Origin of the sequence: Sphingobacterium sp. SG20118 (genome assembly GCF_044740685.1) — a bacterium.
Lineage (GTDB): Bacteria > Bacteroidota > Bacteroidia > Sphingobacteriales > Sphingobacteriaceae > Sphingobacterium.
Genome location: NZ_CP172826.1, coordinates 4,575,291 through 4,600,076, shown reverse-complemented (window position 1 = coordinate 4,600,076; position 24,786 = coordinate 4,575,291). Strand labels below are relative to the sequence as shown.

The 24,786-nt window shown below is 33.7% G+C and carries 26 protein-coding genes; all 26 read left to right on the top strand.

Features of this window, described 5'->3' with window-relative positions:
- Positions 1–7: 7 nt before the first annotated feature.
- The 26 genes from ACFX5U_RS21025 to wecB all read left to right on the top strand — a co-directional run bounded on the left by ACFX5U_RS21025 (position 8) and on the right by wecB (position 24,783).
- The gene (locus ACFX5U_RS21025) at positions 8–865 is read left to right on the top strand and encodes a lipopolysaccharide biosynthesis protein (protein ID WP_400262034.1); all 858 of its coding nucleotides are present in this window, start codon (positions 8–10) and stop codon (positions 863–865) included.
- A 43-nt stretch (positions 866–908) separates the two neighbouring features.
- Positions 909–1,085, top strand: a complete 177-nt coding sequence (locus tag ACFX5U_RS21020; RefSeq protein ID WP_400262033.1) for a hypothetical protein — start codon at positions 909–911, stop codon at positions 1,083–1,085.
- Positions 1,086–1,093: 8 nt separating this feature from the next.
- Positions 1,094–2,281: a UDP-N-acetylglucosamine 4,6-dehydratase gene (locus tag ACFX5U_RS21015; RefSeq protein ID WP_400262032.1), complete on the top strand. Its 1,188-nt coding sequence runs from the start codon at positions 1,094–1,096 to the stop codon at positions 2,279–2,281.
- Positions 2,282–2,283: 2 nt separating this feature from the next.
- Entirely contained in the window at positions 2,284–3,426 is a 1,143-nt protein-coding gene (locus ACFX5U_RS21010; RefSeq protein ID WP_400262031.1) for a LegC family aminotransferase, read from the top strand.
- Between the two features lie 144 nt (positions 3,427–3,570).
- A complete protein-coding gene (gene neuB / locus ACFX5U_RS21005) occupies positions 3,571–4,581 on the top strand; it encodes an N-acetylneuraminate synthase (protein WP_400262030.1) in 1,011 nt (336 codons plus the stop codon).
- On the top strand, positions 4,581–5,735 hold the full coding sequence (neuC, locus tag ACFX5U_RS21000) for a UDP-N-acetylglucosamine 2-epimerase (protein WP_400262029.1): 1,155 nt from the start codon (positions 4,581–4,583) through the stop codon (positions 5,733–5,735). Before neuB ends, neuC begins: the two co-directional genes overlap by 1 nt.
- Complete coding sequence (locus ACFX5U_RS20995) at positions 5,732–6,781, top strand: nucleotidyltransferase family protein (RefSeq protein ID WP_400262028.1); 1,050 nt, start codon at positions 5,732–5,734, stop codon at positions 6,779–6,781. Before neuC ends, ACFX5U_RS20995 begins: the two co-directional genes overlap by 4 nt.
- A gap of 3 nt (positions 6,782–6,784) precedes the next feature.
- Positions 6,785–7,513, top strand: a complete 729-nt coding sequence (locus ACFX5U_RS20990; protein WP_400262027.1) for a cytidylyltransferase domain-containing protein — start codon at positions 6,785–6,787, stop codon at positions 7,511–7,513.
- Positions 7,514–7,581: 68 nt separating this feature from the next.
- Positions 7,582–8,436 carry a Gfo/Idh/MocA family protein gene (locus ACFX5U_RS20985; RefSeq protein ID WP_400262026.1) on the top strand — a complete coding sequence of 285 codons (855 nt, stop codon included), beginning with the start codon at positions 7,582–7,584 and terminating at the stop codon, positions 8,434–8,436.
- Positions 8,421–9,170: an SDR family oxidoreductase gene (locus ACFX5U_RS20980; protein ID WP_400262025.1), complete on the top strand. Its 750-nt coding sequence runs from the start codon at positions 8,421–8,423 to the stop codon at positions 9,168–9,170. The genes ACFX5U_RS20985 and ACFX5U_RS20980 overlap by 16 nt, the downstream gene beginning before the upstream one ends.
- Before the next feature lie 22 nt (positions 9,171–9,192).
- Positions 9,193–10,338 (top strand): N-acetyl sugar amidotransferase, encoded by a 1,146-nt coding sequence (locus tag ACFX5U_RS20975; RefSeq protein WP_400262024.1) that lies wholly within the window; start codon positions 9,193–9,195, stop codon positions 10,336–10,338.
- Entirely contained in the window at positions 10,335–10,949 is a 615-nt protein-coding gene (hisH, locus tag ACFX5U_RS20970) for an imidazole glycerol phosphate synthase subunit HisH (RefSeq protein ID WP_400262023.1), read from the top strand. The genes ACFX5U_RS20975 and hisH overlap by 4 nt, the downstream gene beginning before the upstream one ends.
- The gene (locus ACFX5U_RS20965; RefSeq protein ID WP_400262022.1) at positions 10,949–11,728 is read left to right on the top strand and encodes a HisA/HisF-related TIM barrel protein; all 780 of its coding nucleotides are present in this window, start codon (positions 10,949–10,951) and stop codon (positions 11,726–11,728) included. Before hisH ends, ACFX5U_RS20965 begins: the two co-directional genes overlap by 1 nt.
- A 91-nt stretch (positions 11,729–11,819) precedes the next feature.
- Positions 11,820–12,206: an acyltransferase gene (locus ACFX5U_RS20960; RefSeq protein WP_400262021.1), complete on the top strand. Its 387-nt coding sequence runs from the start codon at positions 11,820–11,822 to the stop codon at positions 12,204–12,206.
- Between the two features lie 215 nt (positions 12,207–12,421).
- Positions 12,422–13,585, top strand: coding sequence for a hypothetical protein (locus ACFX5U_RS20955; RefSeq protein WP_400262020.1), 1,164 nt, complete (start codon positions 12,422–12,424; stop codon positions 13,583–13,585).
- Entirely contained in the window at positions 13,585–14,784 is a 1,200-nt protein-coding gene (locus ACFX5U_RS20950; protein ID WP_400262019.1) for a hypothetical protein, read from the top strand. Before ACFX5U_RS20955 ends, ACFX5U_RS20950 begins: the two co-directional genes overlap by 1 nt.
- Before the next feature lie 553 nt (positions 14,785–15,337).
- Positions 15,338–16,096 carry a hypothetical protein gene (locus ACFX5U_RS20945; RefSeq protein WP_400262018.1) on the top strand — a complete coding sequence of 253 codons (759 nt, stop codon included), beginning with the start codon at positions 15,338–15,340 and terminating at the stop codon, positions 16,094–16,096.
- 47 nt (positions 16,097–16,143) lie between these two features.
- A complete protein-coding gene (locus ACFX5U_RS20940) occupies positions 16,144–17,328 on the top strand; it encodes a hypothetical protein (RefSeq protein ID WP_400262017.1) in 1,185 nt (394 codons plus the stop codon).
- Positions 17,312–17,851, top strand: coding sequence for a glycosyltransferase family A protein (locus tag ACFX5U_RS20935; protein ID WP_400262016.1), 540 nt, complete (start codon positions 17,312–17,314; stop codon positions 17,849–17,851). The genes ACFX5U_RS20940 and ACFX5U_RS20935 overlap by 17 nt, the downstream gene beginning before the upstream one ends.
- 425 nt (positions 17,852–18,276) lie before the next feature.
- Positions 18,277–18,999 (top strand): glycosyltransferase family 2 protein, encoded by a 723-nt coding sequence (locus ACFX5U_RS20930; RefSeq protein WP_400262015.1) that lies wholly within the window; start codon positions 18,277–18,279, stop codon positions 18,997–18,999.
- Positions 18,999–19,901, top strand: a complete 903-nt coding sequence (locus ACFX5U_RS20925; protein WP_400262014.1) for an NAD-dependent epimerase/dehydratase family protein — start codon at positions 18,999–19,001, stop codon at positions 19,899–19,901. The genes ACFX5U_RS20930 and ACFX5U_RS20925 overlap by 1 nt, the downstream gene beginning before the upstream one ends.
- 292 nt (positions 19,902–20,193) lie before the next feature.
- Complete coding sequence (locus tag ACFX5U_RS20920; RefSeq protein ID WP_400262013.1) at positions 20,194–21,168, top strand: glycosyltransferase family 4 protein; 975 nt, start codon at positions 20,194–20,196, stop codon at positions 21,166–21,168.
- A gap of 72 nt (positions 21,169–21,240) precedes the next feature.
- Entirely contained in the window at positions 21,241–21,663 is a 423-nt protein-coding gene (locus ACFX5U_RS20915) for a WxcM-like domain-containing protein (RefSeq protein ID WP_400262012.1), read from the top strand.
- A gap of 99 nt (positions 21,664–21,762) precedes the next feature.
- Positions 21,763–22,305, top strand: coding sequence for an ArsR family transcriptional regulator (locus tag ACFX5U_RS20910; protein WP_400262011.1), 543 nt, complete (start codon positions 21,763–21,765; stop codon positions 22,303–22,305).
- Between the two features lie 55 nt (positions 22,306–22,360).
- Positions 22,361–23,647 (top strand): nucleotide sugar dehydrogenase, encoded by a 1,287-nt coding sequence (locus ACFX5U_RS20905; RefSeq protein WP_400262010.1) that lies wholly within the window; start codon positions 22,361–22,363, stop codon positions 23,645–23,647.
- A gap of 17 nt (positions 23,648–23,664) precedes the next feature.
- Positions 23,665–24,783, top strand: coding sequence for a non-hydrolyzing UDP-N-acetylglucosamine 2-epimerase (gene wecB, locus ACFX5U_RS20900; protein ID WP_400262009.1), 1,119 nt, complete (start codon positions 23,665–23,667; stop codon positions 24,781–24,783).
- Positions 24,784–24,786: the final 3 nt, after the last annotated feature.

Below are 24,786 nucleotides of genomic sequence, written 5' to 3'. Positions count from 1 at the left end.
GCGTCTTATGAAGATTAATGATAATAAAGTTGATGAAGGAATCACGTTGAAAGAAATTATATTAAATATTCAAGATTGGTTTAAATATCTTTTTTCGAAATGGTATATTAGTGTTTCTGCCGCGCTAATCGGCGGGTTATTTGGTTTTTTCTATTCTAAATTTTCAGAGCCAACTTATACTGCTACGACAACATTCGTTTTAGAAGCTGGCGAAAAATCAGGTGGATTAGGTCAATATGCTGGAGTGGCCGCAATGGTTGGTATTGATTTGGGGGGAAGTAGCAGTGGAATTTTTCAGGGAGATAACCTTCTTGAACTCTATAAATCTAGAAAGATGATCGAAGCTACCCTATTGATTCCTTCCAATAGTGATAGTTCGAGATTGCTAATTGATTGCTATTTAGACGCGAATAAGGTCAAAGAGAACTGGAAGAAACAATCACCTAAATTATTAGAAATTGACTTTAAAAATGAAAATCTAGTTTCTCTGAAGAGGAGCCGAGATAGTATTTTGCAAAGGGTAGTTATAGATATTAACAAGAATAACTTACGTGTAGTTAAACCAAATACAAAACTATCTATAGTTAAGGTTGATGTTCAATCAACTGATGAAGTTTTTTCAAAAGAATTTAATGAGGCTCTTGTAGCTCAGGTAAATGATTTTTATGTTACAACTAAAACTAAGAAATCTTTAGATAATATTGAAATTTTACAACAAAAAACAGATTCTGTTCGAGCAGTTATGAATGGCGATATTGTGACTGCTGCCGTTATTATGGATGAAACTCCTAACCTCAATCCTACAAGGCAGGCAAAACGCTTAGTTTCCTACTCAACGATCACAATTTTCTGCCGAGACAAATAAGGCTATTTTAGGACAGCTTGTGCAACATTTAGAAATGTCTAAGATGGCATTATTAAAAGAAGCTCCGCTGATACAAACTGTGGATGTTCCCGTTTATCCGCTTGAAAAAAGTAAGGTTAGTAAGATGAAGGGAGTTGTAATAGGTATGTTTTTGTTTGGAGTGGTATCAATTATTGTTTTGATTATACGCAGGCTGTATAAAAGTGTTTTAGAGAATTAAAGTTGATTATGGAAGTCATAGAACTTATAGGAAGAAGTAAAGAATTATTTCAGAAAGATATAGCTGATTTTGAAGCGGAGCTTGACCAAATCGTTTCAAATTCACGCTTTTTGGTAATAGGAGGTGCTGGTTCTATTGGGCAAGCTACTGTGAAGGAGATATTTAAGCGTAATCCTCAAAAGTTACATGTTGTAGATATCAGTGAAAACAATATGGTTGAGCTGGTCAGGGATATCCGTAGTTCATTTGGTTATATTGATGGTGATTTTCAAACCTTTGCTTTAGATATAGGTTCTATTGAATATGATGCATTTTGGGAGACTGATGGGGAATATGATTATGTGCTAAATCTTTCAGCATTAAAGCATGTGCGAAGTGAGAAAGACCCTTATACCTTGATGCGTATGATCGATGTCAATATTTTCAATACTGATAAGACATTAAAACAAGCTATTGCCAAAAATATTAAAAAATATTTTTGTGTATCTACAGACAAAGCTGCAAACCCAGTCAATATGATGGGTGCCTCTAAGCGTATAATGGAGATGTTTTTAATGCGTAGAAGCCAGGAAATAACTATTTCTACTGCGCGTTTCGCTAATGTGGCATTTTCGGACGGATCGCTACTGCACGGTTTCAATAAACGTATTGAAAAAAAGCAACCTATCGTGGCTCCTAATGATATAAAAAGGTACTTTGTGATACCAAAAGAATCAGGAGAGCTTTGTTTAATGTCTTGCATCTTTGGCGAAAATCGGGATATCTTCTTTCCAAAACTTAGTGAAAATTTACATTTGATCACTTTTGCAGAAATAGCAGTAAAATATTTGAATAATATCGGTTATGAACCTTATCTGTGCACGGATGAAGACGAAGCGAGAACTTTAATTGATACTTTACCTCAACAGGGAAAATGGCCTTGCTTGTTTACAGAAAGTGATACGACTGGTGAAAAAGATTTTGAAGAATTTTTTACGGAGAATGAATGTCTAGATATGGATCGTTTCGAAAATATTGGAGTTATAAAAAGTGAGCTACATGTAGAACGAAATAAATTACAACTTTTTGAGGATACAATCTTAGAAATGAAAGGAAATCGTAAATGGGAAAAACATGAAATTGTAGATTTGTTTTTTAAAATGATTCCTGATTTTGGACATAAAGAAACTGGTAAATATTTAGACGCCAAAATGTAGATATGGATTATATCAACGATTTTATCTCATTTGTAAGAGAACAATATAATACGGATAAATTTATTCCTTTACATGAACCTCGGTTCAGAGGAAATGAGAAGGCCTATCTTTTAGATACGATTGATTCTACATTTGTGTCTTCTGTCGGCGCATATGTCGATGAGTTCGAACGTATGATGGAACAATTTACTGGTGTCTCAAAAGCAGTGGCAGTGGTTAATGGTACAGCCTCTTTGCAAGTTTCATTACGTTTAGCAGGTGTGTCTGAAGGGGATGAGGTAATCACCCAAGCACTTACTTTCATTGCGACAGCAAATGCAATAGTATATAATAATGCTGCACCCATATTTTTAGATGTTGATTTGGATACAATGGGACTTTCACCTCAAGCTGTCCGAAATTTTTTGGAAGAATTTGGTGAATTAAGAGAGGATGGTTGTTACAACAGGTTCAGTGGAAAAAGAATTGCTGCCTGTATGCCCATGCATACGTTTGGATTCCCTGTACATTTGGATGAATTAATAGCTGTTTGTAATAAATGGCAAATTCCAGTTGTAGAAGATGCCGCTGAATCATTGGGTAGTTATTACAAAGGTAAACATACAGGCACTATCGGATTAGTGGGGGGGGTTTCATTTAACGGAAATAAAACCATTACCAGTGGTGGTGGTGGTGTGATTATATCCAATAATTTGGATTTAGGAGTTCAAGCGAAATATTTGACCACAACAGCAAAAAGACCCCATCCATATGAATTTTTTCATGATGAAATGGGTTATAATTTCAGAATGCCAAATTTAAATGCGGCAGTTGCTTGCGCACAAATGGAAATGCTGGATACTTTTTTGGCAGATAAAAGAATGCTGGCAGAACAATATTCGCGATTTTTTAAAGGGTTAGGTGTCAATTTTAGAACTGAAACTACCGATACAAAAGCCAACTACTGGTTGATGTGTGTTGAATTAAATGATACAAATGAACGCGACAAATTTCTAAAAATTTCTAATGAGAACGGGATAATGACCCGCCCAATTTGGACTTTAATGACACGTTTACCCATGTATCAACATTGTCAGAAAGATCAGCAAAAAAATGCGGAGTTCTTGGAACAACGTATTATAAATATACCGAGCAGTGTGCGATAAAAATAAAATAGCAATTATTGGATATTAAAGTTGTTTTTCACATCAACTCTACTGTTAAAGGGATAAAGCTTTATTGAAATGTAGTAATTGTTGTGCCAAATAATGAAATATGTGCGGGAAATCCTGCGAAGAAGTTGAAATAAAATGAGTAAAGTTATTATAATAGCGGAAGCTGGGGTCAATCATAACGGAGATTTGCAGAAAGCATTTCAATTAATTGATGCAGCAGTAAATGCTGATGTTGATTATATCAAATTTCAAACATTTAAAGCTGAAAAGCTTGTTTCCAAATCTGCACGAAAAGCGGATTACCAAATTCAAAACACAGGAGATGGCAATGACTCACAATTCGAAATGCTAAAGAAATTAGAACTGTCACATGACGATCATGAGCAGTTGATTGCCTATTGTAAAAAAAAGAGCATCAATTTCTTTTCAACAGCATTTGATCTCGACTCTTTACATTATCTGAAGGACATTGGTTTGGAGCTAGTTAAAATTCCTTCTGGAGAAATCACAAATTTGCCATATCTAAGAAAAGCTGCAAAATTGTTTCCACGCGTTATACTGTCTACCGGCATGTGTACCATGGAAGATATAGATGCAGCTGTCGCTGTATTCTTAAAGGAGGGTACTCCGATTGAAAACATTACAATTTTACATTGTAATACCGAGTACCCAACACCTATGCAAGACGTTAATTTGAAGGCTATGAAGAGTATCCAAGACAAATTTGGAACTCAAGTAGGCTATTCGGACCATACATTAGGAATCGAAGTGCCAATTGCAGCGGTTACATTGGGTGCTAAAGTCATTGAAAAGCACTTTACTTTAGATAAAAATATGCCGGGGCCCGATCATGCAGCTTCTTTGGAACCAACTGAGCTAAACGCTATGGTAAAAGCTATTCGCAATATTGAGCAGGCTATGGCAGGTAGCGGTGTTAAAAAACCGAGTAATTCCGAAATTAAAAATATTGCTATTGCCCGTAAGAGCATTGTGGCAACTTATGCTATTAGTAGGGGTGATGTTTTTTCAGAAGAAAATATTACAGTCAAGAGACCAGGAAGTGGTCTATCACCTATGCTGTGGGATCAGATTATTGGTCAAGTTGCTTCTAGAGACTTCAATGCTGATGATTTAATTGAATTGTAATGAAGAAAATTTGTGTCGTAACTGCCACCAGAGCTGAATACGGGTTATTAAAACCTTTAATGGATTTAATCCAGGGTGCTGAAGACCTCGAGCTTCAAATTATTGCAACAGGAGCGCATTTGTCTCCTGAATTTGGATTAACTTATAAGCAGATTGAGGCCGATGGATTTATTATAAATGAAAAAGTAGAGATTCTGCTTTCATCAGATACACCTTCGAGTATTGTTAAAACAATGGGTTTAGCGATGAATGGGATGGCTGATGTTCTTCCAAGGCTTAAACCTGATATGTTCGTGATATTAGGGGATCGCTATGAAATGTTAGCGATAGCATCAGCTGCGACAATCTTTAAAGTGCCTATAGTACATTTACACGGTGGCGAGATAACAGAGGGCGCGTATGATGATGCTATAAGACATGCCATAACCAAATTAAGTCACCTACATTTTACTTCGACAGAAGAATACAGAAATCGAGTAATTCAAATGGGAGAAGAACCTGATCGGGTTTTTAATGTTGGCGCAATTGGATTAGATAATGTTGCAAATTTAAAACTTTTGAACAAAGAGGAATTAGAGAAGGATTTGGGTATTAAATTTTTAAAGTATAATTACCAAGTTACTTTTCATCCTGAAACATTAAGTAATTTAAGTTCGGAAAAACAATTTCAGATTTTGTTGGATGCAATTGAACAGCAAGAAGATAGCTTTTTTGTTTTTACAAAAGCCAATGCGGATACAGATGGAAGGATTATCAATCAAATGATTGATCATTACGTCACTAAAAATCCAACTAAAGCTAAGGTGTTTTTATCATTAGGAACTTTACGATTTTTATCTGTTGTAAAAGAAAGTACTGCTATTGTGGGCAACAGCTCTAGTGGTATATTAGAAGCCCCTTCTTTGCATACTGCAACTATTAATATTGGCGATAGACAAAAAGGTCGTGCTCAATCAAGATCTATAGTTAATGTTGCCTGTGATATTAATGATATAATCGGTGGATTTAAAGCGATTAAAGAAAGCAGTTTTAAAGATAAATTGAAAAATTTGGATAACCCTTATGACCAAGGAGGTGCTACAAATAAAATTGTCGAAGTCATTAAGGATTTTAAGCAATTGTCTTCACTAAAAAGATATTATAATTTGATATGAATATTGTAGATAAACATATCCTTCATAAGGACAAAACAGTTAGAGATGCATTAGTCCGATTGGATTTGATAGCACCTGCTTCAATTGTATTTGTTGTTAACGAAGACAATATGCTATTAGGTTCATTAACCGACGGCGATCTTCGTAGAGGGTTTATTAAAGGATTAGGATTTGAGCATAATTTGCTGGATTTTGTGCAATCTAATCCTATTTATATTCGAGAGAATGAGTTTGATCTAAATAAACTGGATAATTTTAGGAAAAATAATTTAAAAATTATTCCGATTGTCAATCAGGATTTGTGCATCATAGATATATTAGATTTTAGTTTAAGGAGTACATTAATACCTGCTGATGCCGTATTAATGGCTGGGGGTGAGGGTAAACGATTACGTCCGCTAACGAATGACACTCCCAAACCTCTATTGCGAGTAGGCGATAAACCTATTATTGAATATAATATAGATCGATTGAAGGAAGTTGGTATCCGCAATATGAATCTTAGTATTAATTATTTGGGTGATCAATTAGTAGATTACTTTGGAGATGGCAGTATTAAAGATATTAATATTAAATATGTAAGGGAAACAAAGCCCTTAGGTACTATTGGTTCTATTTTGTTAGTTGAAGATTTTCAACATGATGATATCATTGTGATGAATTCGGATTTATTAACAAATATTGATTTTAATGATTTTTTTAAAACCTATAAAGAGAGGAATGCAGATATGATTGTTGCAGCAACATCCTATCATGTCGATGTTCCTTATGCTGTTTTAGAAGTTAATGAAACCAACTCAGTTAAATCATTAAAGGAAAAACCACGTTATACCTATTATTCAAATGCCGGTATCTACATATTAAAGAAGAGTCTATTAAATATGATACCAGCCGATCAATTTTTTGATATAACAGATTTAATGGATCGCGTTATTGAGATGAACTTAAGTTTAGTCACTTACCCGATAAATGGATATTGGTTAGATATCGGAAAGCATGAAGATTTTAAAAAAGCTCAGGAAGATATTAAGCATATTAAATTATAATATATGAAAGGTTTAATAACAATCTGCGCCCGAGGTGGATCTAAAGGTATTCCTGGGAAAAATATAAAATTAATTAACGGAAAGCCTCTAATAGCTTATTCTATTGAGGTTGCGCTGTCCCTAGCAAAAGAGCGAAATATTGATATTTACTTATCTACAGATTCAGCAGAAATCAGGGAAGTCGTACGTTTATTAGGGCATTCATCTATCAATATATCCTATGTTCGGCCAGATTTTCTTGCAAATGATACTAGTGGTAAATTAGATGCTATCATAGATGTTAAAAATCACGCAGAAATAGAGCATAGTATTAACTACGATTTTGTGATTGATTTAGATGTAACCTCTCCTCTTCGTACAGTAGAAGATTTAAATATCGCGATTGATTCATTATTTAGTAAAGAAGAAGCTGTAAATTTGTTCTCTGTAAGTTCTGCTAATAGAAATCCATATTTTAATATGGTTGAAGAGCAGTCAAGCGGATTTTATGGATTATGTAAAATCGGTCAGTTTCTCACAAGACAGTCCGCGCCGAAAGTGTACGATATGAATGCATCTTTTTATATTTTCAAGCGTATTTTTTTTGCTCAGGAGCATCGAACCGTGATTACAGATCGTAGTATGGTGTATGAAGTTCCTCACCTATGCTTTGATTTAGATCATTCCATTGACTTTGAATTCATGTCCTTTTTATTGGAACAAAAAAAATTAGATTTTAAATTTAACTATTGATTGGATGAAAGTACTCATAGTTGGTTTAGGTTTCTATCGCTAGGAAGCATATTGATGCGATTAGAAAGTTGGTAGATGATATCGAAATTTATGCATTAAGAAGTGAAGATGCTTGTGTATCCACCTATGCTGGAGTAAACAATGTATTCTCAACTGATGATATTGATTTTGATCTATTAGACTTCATAATCATTTCAAATCCAACAAGTCTGCATTTTGATACTATAAATACACTGGTGAAATATAATAAGCCATTATTTATTGAAAAACCTCTTTTTTCTGCATTAACACCTCATACAGATCAATTAGTTGACGACACTATAAAATCCAGAATTATTACATATATCTCATGCAATTTAAGATTTTTAGATTCTCTCAGACAGATCAAGGTTCTTATTGCAGATAAAAGAATAAATGAGGTCAATGTTTATTGTGGATCATATCTCCCAAATTGGAGACCAAATGTCGATTTTCGCGAGATTTATAGTGCAAATAAAGAAATGGGCGGTGGAGTACATATTGATTTAATTCATGAGCTGGATTACCTGTATTGGTTATTAGGGAAACCATTAGTAAATCGTTCATTATTTAAAAATAATTCATCATTAAATATTAGTGCGTTTGATTACGCAAATTATACATGGGAATATCCGTCTTTTACAGCTTCAATTATTTTAAATTATTACCGAAAAGATAGTAAAAGAACACTTGAAATTGTCACTTCAGATGGAACCTACTTAGTTGATTTATTAAAAAATATAATTTATTTTGACGGGGTGGCTATCTTTAAATCTGATCAGCGCATTATGGATACTTATGATGATCAGATGGATTACTTTATTCATCATATCATGAAAGAAGACAAAAATTTCAATTCGATTGGGGAGGCAAATAATATTTTAAAACTATGTATTCAGGATTAAGAGATAAAGTAATTCTTGTCACAGGAGCTGGAGGATTAATAGGACGAGAGTCATTAAGGCATCTTGTATCGCATGGAGCTAAGGTTGTAGCACTTGATGTTAATGATTTTGACTCAGAAGCAGATTTATTCTTAAAATTAAATATTACAGAGAAAACGGATATTGATATTCTCATAAATACCGTTCTTGATAAGTATAATTGTATTGATGGGTTAGTTAATCTAGCATATCCTAGGACAAAGGATTGGGGTAAACCTTTTGAACAAATTGACTATTCTTCTTGGCAGAAGAATATGGATATGCAATTGAACTCCGTCTTTTATATTTGTCAAAAGGTGTTGGAAATCATGAGGGAACAGCGTAGCGGTTCCGTTGTAAATATTGCTTCTATTTATGGAGTTGTCGGCAATGACTTCACCTTATACGAAGAATATGGAGGTACCTCTCCAGCGGCATATTCAGCAATTAAAGGTGGGATAATTAATTTCTCTAGGTATTTGGCATCTTATTATGGACGTCATAATGTTAGAGTAAATTGTGTTTCGCCGGGTGGCATCTTAGATGAAAAAAATCAACACCCCTCCTTTATTAAAAAATATAGTGATAAATCACCCTTAGGCAGATTGGGCAATCCGGCAGAGATTGCTCCGGCGATCAGTTTTCTTCTGTCTGATGATGCATCATTTATAACAGGACATAATTTAATGGTAGATGGTGGTTGGACTGCTATATAAGTTGTAAAAAATATAATAATATATGAAAGGCGAAAAAATATTTTGGTGTAAAAACTGTTTAAACATGTCAACTCGACCAAGAATCTCTTTTGATGATCGAGGATGGTGTAACGCATGCCAATGGATGGATGAAAAGAAAGTGATGGATTGGGCTCCTAGGCAAGAACAATTGAAGACGCTTTTAGAAAAACACAGATCGACGACAGGTAATTTTGATTGTATAGTGCCTGTAAGTGGAGGAAAAGATGGCTCTTATGTAGCCTATATGCTAAAAGAGAAATATGGTATGAATCCTCTAGCTGTAACCATTAGGCCAGCCTTATCATTGCCTATCGGTGATCAGAATTTATTTAATTTTATTCAATCGGGGTTTAATCATATACATGTTTCAACAAATCCTAAAGTGTTGGATCGATTAAATAAATATGGTTTTATTGAAAAAGGGTTCCCTTACTACGGTTGGTTAATTGCTATTCATACAGCAGTCATACGTACGGCCATCAGTTTCAAAGTTCCTTTATTATTTTATGGTGAAGATGGTGAGATTGAATATGGGGGATCTACGGCGAGTAAAAATAAGCCTAGTTACGGTATAGATTACATGAGAAGTGTTTACCTAGAAGGTGGACATCAGAAGGTTTTTGATCGGATCTTAGAAGATGGAGATATAACCGAAGCAGACTTAACATTCTTCAATTTTCCAAGTGAGGAAGAAATTTCTAGTGTTGGATTAGAATTTACACATTGGTCTTATTACGAATCTTGGGATTCCTATCGTAACTATGTCGTTGCAAAAGAGCATTGCGGTTTAGTTGAAAAGGATGAGGGAAATCAAGATACTTTTACAAATTTTGCTCAGAATGATCAAGCATTATATGCTTTGCATGCTTATTTAATGTATCTAAAATTTGGATTTGGTAGAGCAACTCAAGATGCTGGTATTGAGATCCGAAGAGGGTCGATGACTCGTAATCAGGCATTAAATTTAGTTAGAATGTACGATAATTCGTATCCTGAAGATTTGATCCCTACGTATCTAGAATACTATAAAATGACTAAAGAAGAGTTTGATCAGGTATTGGATAAATATGCCAATAAAGACCTGTTTGAAAAGATAGATGGTATCTGGCAACCGAAATTTATTGCTGGCGAAGATTTTGATATATGAAAGTAGCTATTGTCGACTATGGAATGGGTAATATCCGTTCCATAGTTGGTAGTTTAAAATTTTTAGGTGTTGAGGACATTGTTCTCACAGCATCATTTGAGGAGCTCCGACAAGCCGATCGATTGATATTACCTGGAGTTGGATCATTCGGTCAAGCCATTGGTGGAATACGCACCATGCAACTGGATCAATTTTTGGATGATTTAATTCTAGGCGATAAAAAGCCCATTCTAGGTATTTGTTTGGGTATGCAGTTGATGTGTAAGTATAGTAATGAAGATGGAGAAAATAGGGGACTGAATTTTGTCGATGCAGTGGTAGAGAGATTTGAAGATGAAAATTTATTAATACCCCATGTGGGTTTTAATCAAGTAAATCCATTTGAATCATCACGATTATTCGACGGTTTAGCTGGACAGCCTGATTTTTATTTTACGCATAGCTACCGTATGCTGATGAATGATAAGAATGCGAATTATACGACATGCCATTATGGTTCAGAATTCGTTGCTTCATTTGAAATGGAAAATATAGCGGGTGTGCAGTTTCATCCTGAATTAAGCCAAATGAATGGTTTGAAATTGATAAAGAACTTTTTAGATAAATTTTGATGTTAAGAAAACGAATCATTTTTTCATTGTTATATAGTGATGGATACTTTATGCAGAGTCGTAATTTTCGTTTGCAAAAAGTTGGTGATATAAAGTGGCTTGAAAGAAATTATAAATTTAAGGAAATAGCTTTTTCTCTTGATGAAATTATTGTTTTAGACACAACCAAACCACATAAGGACATAAATAAGTTTGCGCTGACAGTTGAGAAGATTGTTGAGGGTACCTTTATACCTGTCGCCGCAGGAGGAGGAGTAAAGTGTCTAGAAGATGCGGAGTTGCTTTTTAAAAGTGGTGCTGACAAAATAGTGATTAATTCTGCTTTAATCGATAACCCTTCATTTGTGAAGGAGCTGGTAAAACACTATGGCAGCCAAAGTATTGTCGCATCTGTAGATTATAAGATTGTGAATGGTGTCACTGAATTATTTATAAATGGCGGTACAAAAAAAATTGATATCAGTTACGTAGATTATTTAAAACACCTGTTAGAACTCGAAATAGGCGAGCTTTACTTAAACTCAATTGATCGGGACGGAACAGGATTTGGTTATGATTATAGCCTAGTTTTGTTGACCCGTGAATATCTAAATATTCCTATTATTCTGGCTGGAGGAGCTGGAAATGAAAATCATCTGCTGGAAGCGATCAAGATGAAGGACATAAGTGCTGTGGCTACCGCTAACCTTTTTAATTTTGTAGGTGATGGCTTGCCAAATGCAAGAAAGTATATTATTAATCTGGGGGAAAATATAGCAAACTGGGATGTTAATAAATGAAATAATACGCAAGTACAAGTTTTGTATTCAAGCTGACAGAATAGGTCCGGATATTCCTTTCACTCACTGGAAGTTACATTTTGCAACGACGATGAAAAAATTGTGTAAGCGAAAATTTAGGTGTTTTTCTGATACAGCCCAGTTTCGTTCGGGAGCGTATGCCGTTGGATGTTCGCAGATCTCCATTGGAGCGAGGGTGATTATTAGGCCCAATACGATGCTTTTTGCAGAGACTGTTGTTCCCATGGATCTTTCCATAATAATTGAAGACGACGTGATGATCGGAAGTGGTGTGCATATTTATGTCAACAACCATAAATTTGACAATCCTAATATTTCAATCATTGATCAAGGTTACTATCCCGATCAACAGGTTGTCTTAGAAAAAGGGTGTTGGATCGGTGCAAATACGATTATTTTACCGGGTGTTACCATTGGAGAAAATGCGGTTGTGGGGGCAGGTTTCTATCGTCACTAAATCAATCCCAAAACAAGTTGTCGCTGTTGGAAATCCTGCAAAGGTACTGAAGAAAATCGTATAGAATTTTTTTGCGCGAGGGCCATCATATTAGGCAATGAATCTTTTTATGGCAAGTTGACTACTGTTAAAAGTATGATTATTCAATTCTTTTAATTTGTGATATCATGTTGTTATGCGTTGTTTGAATTATTTGTTAAAGTTTTACATTTTCAATGATTAAAAAAGTAGTTTTTGTTGGTTACCAGCCTTTAACAGAAAAGGTGAAGAAGGATTTTTATTTTTCAGAATTGCTGGACAGTAATTATGAGGTAGCATACTGGGATCTAAGTTCTATTTATTTCCCAAATGTTCTTGAAGATACCTTACACGATGAATATATCGTAAAAATAATAGACTTTCACGATTTGTCAGCTAAGTTGGCTGACTGTCAAGTGGAAGAATGCTTATTTTTGTTAAATATAACTTATGAATATCGGGTTATAAGATTATTTCGTCTTTTAACAAAGTTTCAGTGTAATATGTCTTTTTTTGCGAGAGGTGCGTTACCTATTTCAAACCGTCAGATTACTTTGAAAGCCAAAATTATTAAGGGCATGAATATGCCGGTCCTCCTTAATTTTATAAAAAATAGGTATGCGGGATTTTTGAAAAAAATAGGATTTATTAAGGCATATGATGTCGTTTTTAGTGCAGGCAAGTACGGATATGTAACAGTCGGATCAGGATCTGATATTGAAAAAAAGTATTCTAAAATCATTGAAATTAATTCACATGATTACGACAGTTATTTAGACTGTTTATTTAATGAGAGACTATTAGATTATCAGTACTGTTTGTTTTTAGATGAGTATCTTCCTTATCATCCAGATGTAAAACTTTTGGGTATGCAAACTGTGGAACCCGAGGATTATTATGCTTCTCTTAATGATTTTTTTGATTATATCGAGCACAAATTTCAACTTTCGGTAGTCATTGCTCCGCATCCCAAAGCTAAAATGTATAAGCAGATGAATCCTTATAACGGAAGAGAGATAATTTGGGGCCATACAGGTGAGCTGGCCAAAAATTCCGCATTTGTGCTGGCCCATAATTCTACATCTCAAAGTTACGCAGTGCTCAACAACAAACCTATTATAACAGTGGACTGCGACTCTATAAAGAATAGAATGCCTGATTATAGTTATTCTATAGCGTATTTTTCTGAGCAATTGAATAGCCAGTTGATTAATGTAAACCAGTACAAAGAAGAAGCGGTAACATTAAAGGAAGTTGATTCTGTTGTATATCTGGCCTATCGATATAATTATTTGACTTCAGCGGAAAGTGAACATAGAAAAACAAGTGAAATATTTATAGAAACCTTGTCAAATTTATAATGGAAGATTCCTACACGAAAAATTATATCAAGATATATTTTTGGCAGGGAGTTTCATTAGTACTGAATTTCTTTTCCATGTTTATCGTCATTCCGTACTTAACTTCTAATCCAGATTTGTACGGAGTATACACTATATGCATTTCAGCATCTATTTTTTTAGCTTATGCAGATTTAGGTTTTATAAATGCTGGACAGAAGTATGCCGCCGAGTATTATTCACAAGGTAACCTCAGCGAGGAGAGAAAAGTTATTGGATTCTCTGGATTTATCTTGTTTTTATTTTTGCTACTTTTCATTATAAGTTTTCTTTTGCTTAGTCTTAAACCTGAGCTATTAATTAGCGGTTTAAAAGAAGGAGAAAGCCGTGATATAGCGTCTAGTTTGTTTATTATTTTGGCATTGTCCACACCTTTAACTTTGTTACAGCGTGTTTTACAGATGATTTGTGGAATAAGGCTCGTCGATTTTATCATGCAGCGCACAAATACAGTTGCGAGTTTAATCAAGATTGTTTCGGTATTTTGGTTTTTTAAAGGAGGTGAATATAATGTTGTGGGTTATTTTTTCTTTACCCAAATAATTAATTTGCTTGCTCTGTTTACGACTGCTTTCATTGTAAAGAAGCAGTTTGATTATGATTTTATTTCCATATTTAAATCATTCAAATTCAATCCAGTAATATATAAGAAATCTAAAAATTTGGCATTCACGAGTCTTTTTATGACTATAGCCTGGATTATATATTACGAACTTGACTCGGTTGTTATCGGTAAAATTTTTGGAGCTAAGCAGGTTGCTATTTATGCAATCGGTCTTACCTTACTCAGCTTCATTAGAAGTATCTTGGGCATACTGTTTTCGCCGTTTAATGCTAGGTTTAATCATTTTATTGGAAAGCATGATCTAGAAGGTCTACGGTCCTTCTATCTTCAGGTCGTTGTCATCTTTGCTCCCTTAATAGTTTCTACCCCTTTTGACCGTCTATTTATTAGCGTCACCACTGGTATTGTCTTGGGTTGGTGCCGACTATTTAACTTCGGTCTACAGTGCAAAGTTTCTGATCTTGTGCAATTTGTTAGCATTTATAGCCTATCCTACAGGTATTTTGTTAATGGCTACAGAACAGCTCAATCGGATGTATTTTATAAACACCTTATTGCCATTTATTTTTTGGGTCGGAATATTCTTTTCATATGAGTATTTGGGTTTAGTATCATTTGCATTTTTTAAAATGATCGCATTTTTGCTTTCAGGGATTGCATACTATTATTTTATGTTAAATTATATAAAAATACGTTTTGTTACATCTATAAAATTAATTTTTAAACCCCTTATTGTACCTGTCTGTTTTATTTTCTTTTCGACATACTGCCTTAATAAATTTTTGCATCCGGTAGACAAATCAAAGACGGATCTATTTATTACTTTAATAGCAATAGGAACAATAATTTTAATATCTTTTATTATTCAGTATTTCTTTTCAGAACGCTTGCGACAACAGGTCATAAATGTGATAAAAAAGATTAAAATTTAAAATTCAGATAGCATGGAACTTAATTTAGCAAATAAAAGAATTCTTTTTATAGCTCCAATTTTTTATAATTATCATACTCTTATAAAAAATCAATTGGAACAATATGGCGCTGAGGTATACTTTAGAGCGGAAAGAGATTATTCTATTTGCTTTACAATTGTTAACAATTTTGCGCACAATCGACTTGATGATTATCAGTCCAAACACTATGTGAACATGTTGAAAGAGCTGGATCAAGTAGAATTTGATTATCTGTTTGTTATTAAAGGATATAAGATGCCAGTAGAATTTTTAGATTTATTCAGAAAGAAATATCCAAAAGCAGTCATGATTATGCATCAATGGGATTCTGAACGAAATAATCCATTCTCCCATTTACTTGCAAAATTTGATAAGGTGTTTTCCTTTGATCCTGTTGATTTAAAAAAGTATCCTCAGTTGGAGTACTTACCAAATTTTTACTTGGAAGATATCTATACAGGAAGCAAATGTGCAATACAGTATGATATTCTATTTTTAGCTTCCTATTTACCGGAAAGGCTTCAGATTTTAAGCACTTTGAATGATTTTGCGTCTAAAAATCGTTTGAAACTTAAAGCTATTTTAATTATGCCATTTACAACTTATTTTAAAGAACTCATTAAAGGAAACTATATTGACCTTAGCTTTATAAAGTTTTCTCCCCTGTGCCGATCAGAATATCTGAAATTATTCTGGGCGTCTAAAATAATTTTTGATATGGGAAGTAAAACACAAACAGGCATGTCACAGCGGACAATTGAAACCATTGAGTGTGGTAAGAAACTGTTGACAAATAATACTTATATTAAAGATGAAGAAATTTTTAATGAAGATCAGGTGTTTATTGTTTCAGATGCATTATCAAGTGAGATCATAAGTTTTGTAGAAAAACCCTTTATTCCTAGAAATACTGGTTATTCGCTGCAAAGTTGGATATCCAGAATATTTAGATAACTTTTGCAGGCAGTAGCATTTACACGGTTTCATCATATATTTTAAGAATGAAAAATTCGATTATAGCCATTTTACTTTATTTTTTAATACTCCATGTATTTTTACCAGGGTGTTATTATCTGTTTAATGGATTTAGGCCAGTGTATTCAGAGTTTATAGATCTACCATCTTTAGTCAAAGGGTTTTATCTGATCGTTACTCCATTTGTTATTTCAATTATTATATTGTGGTGTCTACCAAAGCAAGATGATGTAATAAAACCCCATATAAGTGGTAGACCTGTTACGGTTTTATTTTACTTTTCTATTTTGCTTAAGCTTGCTATAATTTATACAACGGGTGGATTTGCAGCTGCAGTTAACGGAGAAACCAATGGTACGCTATCCAATTATATATCGATTTTCTTTAATCCATTTACGCTTTTGTTAGTCATGCTTTTTGTGCAAGAGAAAAAATCAAATATTATTTTAGCGGTTTTATTTTATGTATTATCTGTGACTTTGTCAGGAAGCAGAAGTGGTATTATCAGTATGTTCTTTGTTTTTTTTATAGGGTTTTCATTTGCAATTTTTGACCAGTATAAACAGAGACTGTTTGTTTTCCTGAAATTTGGAATTCTGTTAGCTCCGGTTTTGTTTGTTTTTGCAACGAGCTTACGAGAGGTCGAGGGAATATTCACGCTTGAATTTATCTTAGACCAGATTGTTGGACGTATGTCTACTTTAGAAACTTCAATGTTACCTATTTATTATTATGATAATAACCTGGCATTAGAGGTTTTTTATGAAAAGTTTAGTGTGTTACATCAATTAAAATTATGTATCGATTCAATTTTACCTGGTCAAATTTTTGAATTTGATGTGATGCCCAATAATTATTATCGTTTCTTTTTTTTAGGGTACGAACAGAACTTTGTTATTGAAAATTATATGTCGGTAAATCTGACTCTACCGGTTTATTTATATATGAAATACAAATATTTTTCAATTATTTTTGTAATTATATATGTTTTAAGTTTTTATTACCTAATTCTTTTTTTTAGAAAGTATCCTATGATTGTTATTGTGCTATTAAGCGTTTTTTATAACCTTATATACTTTTTTGACTGGGTGATGATATTTACGCAATTTTATACAAGTTTGCTTACAATTGTTGTTCTTAAAGTTTATCTTTTAACTTTGCAGGCTTTTGAATATGATATTAAAAAAAAGAGAGATGAAATTAAAAATTAGTGTCATTGTATCTACATATGGTAGATGCGAAGAACTTGATATATTATTAGATAGTTTAAGTAAGCAGGATTGTGATATCGATTTCTTTGAGGTTATTGTTGTTGATCAAAACGATATGATTAATTTATCCCCTTTAATTGCTTCATATCAGAACAAACTAAACCTAGTTCATTTTAAATCTACTGTTAAAGGTTTATCAAAGGCTAAAAACAAAGGAATAGAGTTGGCTAAAGCACAAATTTTGACTTTTCCAGATGATGATTGTACGTTTTACCCTAATACAATTTCAAGTGCACTTGATTTTTTAAACAAAAATCCTTCCGTTGATGTCCTTTACGGGCGTATTTTTGACCGATCCGCAAATAAAAATATTATGCTCAATTGGTCAACAAAAGAGGTTAGATTAAATCTGTTTAATTATACTTTTAATTACTCCGCAATCAGCTGTTTTACACGTTTAAAGATGAAATTTGATGAGAATTTTGGCGTAGGGGCAGAAATTGGATTAGGTGAAGAAACTTGACTATGTTATTCGCGCTATAAAACAAAATTACAGCGTTGTATATTCACCGCATACCGAAGTTTGGCATCCCGAGTTAAATGTAAGTACCATGAGTGAAAAAAAAGTGTATGAATATTCTTATGGTTATGGAGCTACAATGAGGAAAAATGTTAATATTCCCATCTTTATTATATTTATATGCTCAGTGGGTCTTCAAGTTTTTCGATTTGTGTTAAATATTGCGACAAATAAAAGAGTTAAATTTTTTTATGCGATAAAGGCACGATTAAGAGGGTTTTTTAAATTATCAAAGTAAAATGTCAAATTATGAAAAGACATGAATCCAACAAAGTGAAAATTTCGGCTTCTATAGTTCTTTATAAAAATGATAGAGGTGTTTTACTCGAGGCTATTAAGAGCTTTCTTTCCTCTTCTTTTATTCTAAATTGTATCTTATTGATAACTCGCCTACCAACGATTTATCAGATATAATTAACGATGATCAAGTTGAATATGTCTTCAATCCCTCAAATCCTGGATTTGGAGCAGCTCATAATATTGCTATTAAAATGGCAATGCAAGACAATGTCGACTATCACTTGGTTTTAAATCCAGATGTATATTACGAACAAGGCGTTTTAGAAGAACTGACTCATTATATGGATGCTAATCCTGAAATTGGCAATCTTATGCCAAAGGTATTGTACCCAAATAATGATATTCAACATCTTTGTAAACTTTTACCCACTCCATACGATTGGATAGGTCGAAGGTTTAATCCTTTTAAAGGTATGGTAGCGAAAAGAAATGATTTGTTTGAGCTTCGGTTTACGGGCTATAATAAAATTATGGATGTACCGTATTTATCTGGATGTTTTATGTATTTGCGAATTTCTGCGCTTAAGAAGGTTGGCCTTTTTGATGAAGGGATTTTTATGTATGGTGAAGAAACAGATTTATGCCGTAGATTGATTGATGGAGGGTATCGTACGGTATTTTATCCTAAAGTACATATCTATCATCACTTTGAAAAAGGATCTCATAAATCATGGCGACTAACGAAAATAGGGATTCAATCAGCCATTTATTACTTTAATAAATGGGGGTGGTTTTTTGATAAAAAAAGAAAATTGATTAATAATTCTATCATTTCTAAATTAAAATCATAATGTGTGAAGTCGCAATATTTGGAGCGAGTGGTTTTATTGGTAAATATTTATTGAATTTATCCAATCAATATTTTGGTATTAGCTTGAGATATAAAGATTGGAATAAGCTAGTTAAAGATAAAGAAGTTTTGATAAATCTTGTCGGAAAAGCGCACGACCATCTAGGTATTGCGACGGAAGAAGGGTATTACTATGTAAATGTTCAACTTGCGAAAGAAGTCTTCAATAGTTTTCTTTCTTCAAGAGCTAAATTACTTATTCACATCAGCTCCTTAGCAGCAGTTGAAGAATTTGAATCTGATAAAGCTTTGTCCGAAGGTGATGAATGTCATCCAGTATCATGGTATGGGAAATCGAAACGTGCGGCTGAAGAATGGCTCATGAGCCAACAGCTCCCCGCAGACAAGAAAATGATTATTCTCCGACCACCTATGGTCCATGGGCCAGGCGATAAAGGTAATTTAGGGATGTTGTATAAATTTATCTCAAGGGGAATTCCTTATCCTTTAGCTGAATTTGATAATGATAGATCATTTATATCCATTGACAATTTCTGTTATTTTATAGAACAGATTATTATCAATCAAGATAAGCTTAGAACGGGTATATATCATATTTCTGACGATGAATCTATGGCGACTAAAGATATTATTGAAATCATTAAAAAGGTAACGGGTAAAAATACGATTAACCTTTCTCTTCCGAAGTTTGTAGTTATAGGATTGGCTAAGGTTGGAGATTTTATTCCGATTCCATTGAATACAAAACGTTTAAAGAAGATGACGAGTAATCTTTTGGTATCCAACCAGGCCATTAAAAATGATCTTGGTATTGATAAGTTGCCTTTGACTGCTAGGGAGGGAATGGAGAAGACAATAAGAACTTTTAGGGACACATTTTAATAATGGTAAGTATCAAACTGTAATTAAAACATACGTTCATAAAAGAGTGCTCGTGTATTATTGTAACTTTTTAACTTGTTTTGGCAATTATATAAAAAATTATTTCTATTATCATATTTTAAATATTACAATTTTTCCCTATTTTATTTAGAAATTTTAGGGAAAAAACGCCAAAAATTCACTTTATTGAGAAAATATTGACCTTCCTGTAGCGTTTTAAATAGATTTAACGTTAAGTAAATAAATAAGACAAATATTGATATATTTGCACCTTTATATATTAACTAGATTCATGCCGTATATCTTTACTGTTATATTATTATTTATAGTTGAACTTTTCTACTTCAAGATTGCAGATAGATTCAATATAATTGATAAACCCAATGAACGTTCTTCACATAGTATTATAACACTACGGGGCGGAGGGATTATTTTTTATATTGCTTTGCTTATATTTTTTGTCCAGTCTGGTGCTCATCCTTGGTTTTTCATCGGTTTGACCCTCATGGCGTTTATATCATTTTTGGATGATGTCATGGAATTGTCAACTCGGTTAAGACTTGGCGTGCATTTTACCTCAGTACTCTTGATGGCCTATCAATTGGGGGTGTTCACCATGCCTTGGTATTACCTCTTGATCACCTTCGTTATAATTGTTGGAGTTATCAATGCCTACAATTTTATGGATGGTATCAATGGTATAACGGCTCTTTATAGCTTTGTAGTATGTGGCTTGTTACTTTATGTCAATAATAGCGTACACTTTATAGAACAAGATTTCTTGATTTATACCTTATTGGGATTGCTTGTTTTCTCATTTTTTAATTTTCGCAATCAGGCAAAATGTTTTGCAGGCGACGTTGGCTCAGTCGGTATTGCCTATATTTTGCTATTTGCTTTAGGCGCATTAATTTTAAAGACTGGCGATTTTATTTATATCTTATTTCTGGCAATTTATGGTGTTGATTCTGTTTGGTCCATAGTGCGTCGTTTATATTTAAGAGAAAATATCTTGGAAGGACATCGTACTCATCTGTATCAATATCTTGCTAATGAGGTCGGTTGCAATAGGCTTTTGATTTCAGGTATTTATGCGATACTTCAAATTATTCTAGGTTTTTTGGTTGTTCATATGGCGCAATATGATGCTGAGGTCCAATGGTTATTTTCAATCGGTGTTTTAGTGGTGCTAAGTGTTGTTTATTTGTTGGTAAAGGACTATATTGTAAAGAACTACGCTCTAAGAATCGTAAAAGAAAACATATAATTGAGAATGAGTTAATATTGCTTGTTTTTAATTACATTTAGATAGATGTGAAATTGTATTTGAATTTTTAAAATGGTTAAAGATATTCAAGGAGGTGTTGCTCAAGATGAGCGTGGCCAGATTCGTTTTGTCAATGATTTTGATATGACCGATATCAAGCGGTTCTATATCATAAAAAATATCGATACATCTTTTGTTCGCGGTTGGAGGGGGCATCGCATCGAGCAACGCTGGCTCTATGCTATATCAGGGGCTTTTTCCATCGACATTGTAAAAATAGATGATTGGGCGTCTCCATCCCGTGGGTTGAATGTTGAGAATCGTATTGTTGATTCCACAGATCTGCATGTACTACATATTGCAGCCGGATATGCCACTACTATTCGTGCCCTGGAAGAAGGAAGTGAATTATTGGTCTATTCCGATTACCCAGTATCACATGCTCCACTTGATAACTATACCTTCTCTCTTGATTATTTTGTCAATAGACGATGAATACTGATTTTGTCAGATTGTTAAGGATATGTTAATTCTACTCTAATTCTCTCAATCATTCCTGATTTGTTTTAAAAATACTTGTATATATCTTAGTTGATGAGTACTTTTGTTGCTCATAAACTAATCAATCTAATGCTAGATTCGCTCATCACGTCCAAGACAAGACTGAAGCTACTGATCAAATTTTTTGTATCAGCAAGTAATCAGGGGCATTTACGTGGTCTTGCAGAAGAATTTCAAGAATCGACGAACTCCATTCGCAAAGAATTGAATCAATTGTCCGAGGCCGGCTATTTAGAAAAGCGGACAGAAAAGAACAAAATACTCTATAAAGCCAATACTTCCCACTCCCTATTTAAACCTTTACAACAATTGATTCACACATTCTTAGGTATTGATGACCTTGTTGATCATGTTTTGGGACAAGCGGGTGATATACATTCCGTTAGTCTAATCGGTGATTATGGGAGGGGATTAGATTCTGATGAAATAGAAGTATTGATTTTAGGGGTTAATTTAAATCAGGCATATTTATTGCTGCTAGCGGCAAAGGCCGGAGATAAATTAAAAAAAACTATTCAATTACATTTTCAAGTGGTTGGACCGGACTTGCCTTTGGTAAGGCTATATTCAAAATAAAAGTTGAAGTAAAAGGAATATTAAACAATAATAAATATTAGAAATTATCAATTACATGAAAAAAATAGCAATTATTGGACAAGGTTATGTAGGATTACCCTTAGCTATAGAGTTTTCACAACACTTTCCAGTTATAGGTTTTGACATTAGTAAAGAACGTGTTGAAGAGTTGAATCAAGGTAAGGATAGAACTTTAGAAGCCGATTTGGACAAATTGAATACTGGTTTATCAGCTGCAAAGAGCACTACATTTCAAAAGGGATATATGGCATCTTGTAATTTACAAGATTTAGAAGATGTACAAATATTTATTGTAACTGTTCCAACTCCTATTGATCGGTATAACGCACCTGATTTGACTCCGCTAATTAAAGCAACAGAAATGTTGGGTAAAGTGATTTCAAAAGGTGATATTGTTATTTATGAATCTACTGTGTTTCCTGGTTGTACCGAGGAAGACTGTGTACCTGTTTTAGAGAAAATTTCAGGATTGAAATTTAATGAAGATTTTTATGTTGGTTACTCTCCAGAACGTATAGTTCCGGGTGATAAGGTAAACACGCTGACAACGATTAAGAAAGTGACATCTGGCTCTACTCCGGAAATTGCAGAAGAAGTTGATCAATTGTATAAAACTATTGTTAAAGCTGGTACACACAAGGCTCCAAATATTAAGGTAGCAGAAGCATCAAAAGCAATAGAAAATGCGCAACGTGATGTTAATATTTCTTTCGTTAATGAATTAGCATTGATATTTGACCGCATGGGTATTGACACAAACGATGTATTAGACGCTGCAGGGACAAAATTTAATTTTTTAAAATATAAACCTGGCTTAGTTGGTGGGCATTGTATTTCTGTCGATCCATATTACTTGGCTCATAAAGCTGTACAGTTAGGTTATCATCCTAACGTTATCTTATCTGGGCGTCGTGTGAATGATTCAGTTGCTGAGTTTATCGCTTCTAAAGTCGTGAAATTAATGATCAAAAAGGATATTAAAGTAAGCTCTGCCAATTCTTTGATTTTAGGTGTTACATTTAAGGAGAATTGTCCAGATGTTAGAAATACTAAAGTTGTAGATGTTTATAGAGCATTGAAAGATTATGGTGTAGAAGTGGATATTTATGATCCTTGGGCTAATGCAGGTGAAGTAAAACATGAATATGGCGTGGATATTCTGTCATCTTTAAACCCAGAAGTTAAATATGACTCTTTAATTCTTGCCGTATCACATAATGAGTTTTTATCGATGGATTTATCGATTTTAAAGAAAGATCAATCGGTTGTATTTGATATTAAAGCTTGTTTGGACAGAGAGCTTGTAGACGGTAGATTATAACTTATTTAAAAATTATAATGAAAAAAAATCTTATTGTTTTTGGAACTAGGCCTGAGGCCATTAAGATGGCTCCTTTAGTTAAAGAATTTCAAAAGCATCCAGAATTGGACACAAAAGTTTGTGTAACAGCACAGCATCGTGAAATGTTGGATCAAGTGTTGGAGTTTTTTGATATTACTCCAGATTATGATATGGATCTGATGAAGCCTAACCAAAACCTGTATTCTCTAACTGCGGATATTATAACAGGTCTTAAGCCAATATTAGAAGAGTATCAGCCGGATTATGTCTATGTTCATGGTGATACAAGTACTACGATGGCTGCAGGTATTGCTGCGTTTTATTCTGGGGCACAAGTTTGTCATGTAGAAGCTGGTCTTCGTACGCATAATAAACGCTCTCCTTTTCCTGAAGAAATCAATCGTCAAGTGACAGGAAGAATTGCAGATTTCCATTTTGCGCCGACTACCGCTTCTGAACAAAACTTATTGAATGAGAATATTAATAAGGATGCTATTTTAGTCACTGGAAATACAGTGATTGATGCATTATTAGAAAGTTCAGAACGTGTCAAGAACTTGGATAATTCAGAGATTGAAACTTTGAAGCAACTTGTTGATTCATCAAAAAAATTAGTTTTAGTGACTGGTCATAGACGTGAAAATCATGGCCAGGGTTTTATTAATATTTGTGAAGCACTAAAAGAGATTGCATTAAATCATGAGGATGTACAGATTATTTATCCTGTTCACTTAAATCCAAATGTTAAAAAACCAGTTTATGAATTATTATCTGGTATAGCTAATGTTCATTTAATCGATCCTTTAGCTTACCCAGCCTTTGTTTGGCTGATGAACCAATCATATTTAATTATCACTGACTCAGGAGGTGTTCAAGAAGAAGCTCCAAGTCTTGGTAAACCGGTACTGGTAATGCGTGATACCACTGAAAGACCAGAAGCTGTTGATGCAGGTACAGTTATCTTAGTGGGAACAGATAAGAACTTAATCGTAAAAGAATGTGAATCTTTGTTAAACGACACGGAACGGTACAACACAATGACAGCTTTGCACAATCCTTATGGAGATGGTAAAGCATGCCAACGAATCGCTGATTTTATAAAAAATAGAAAATAAGAG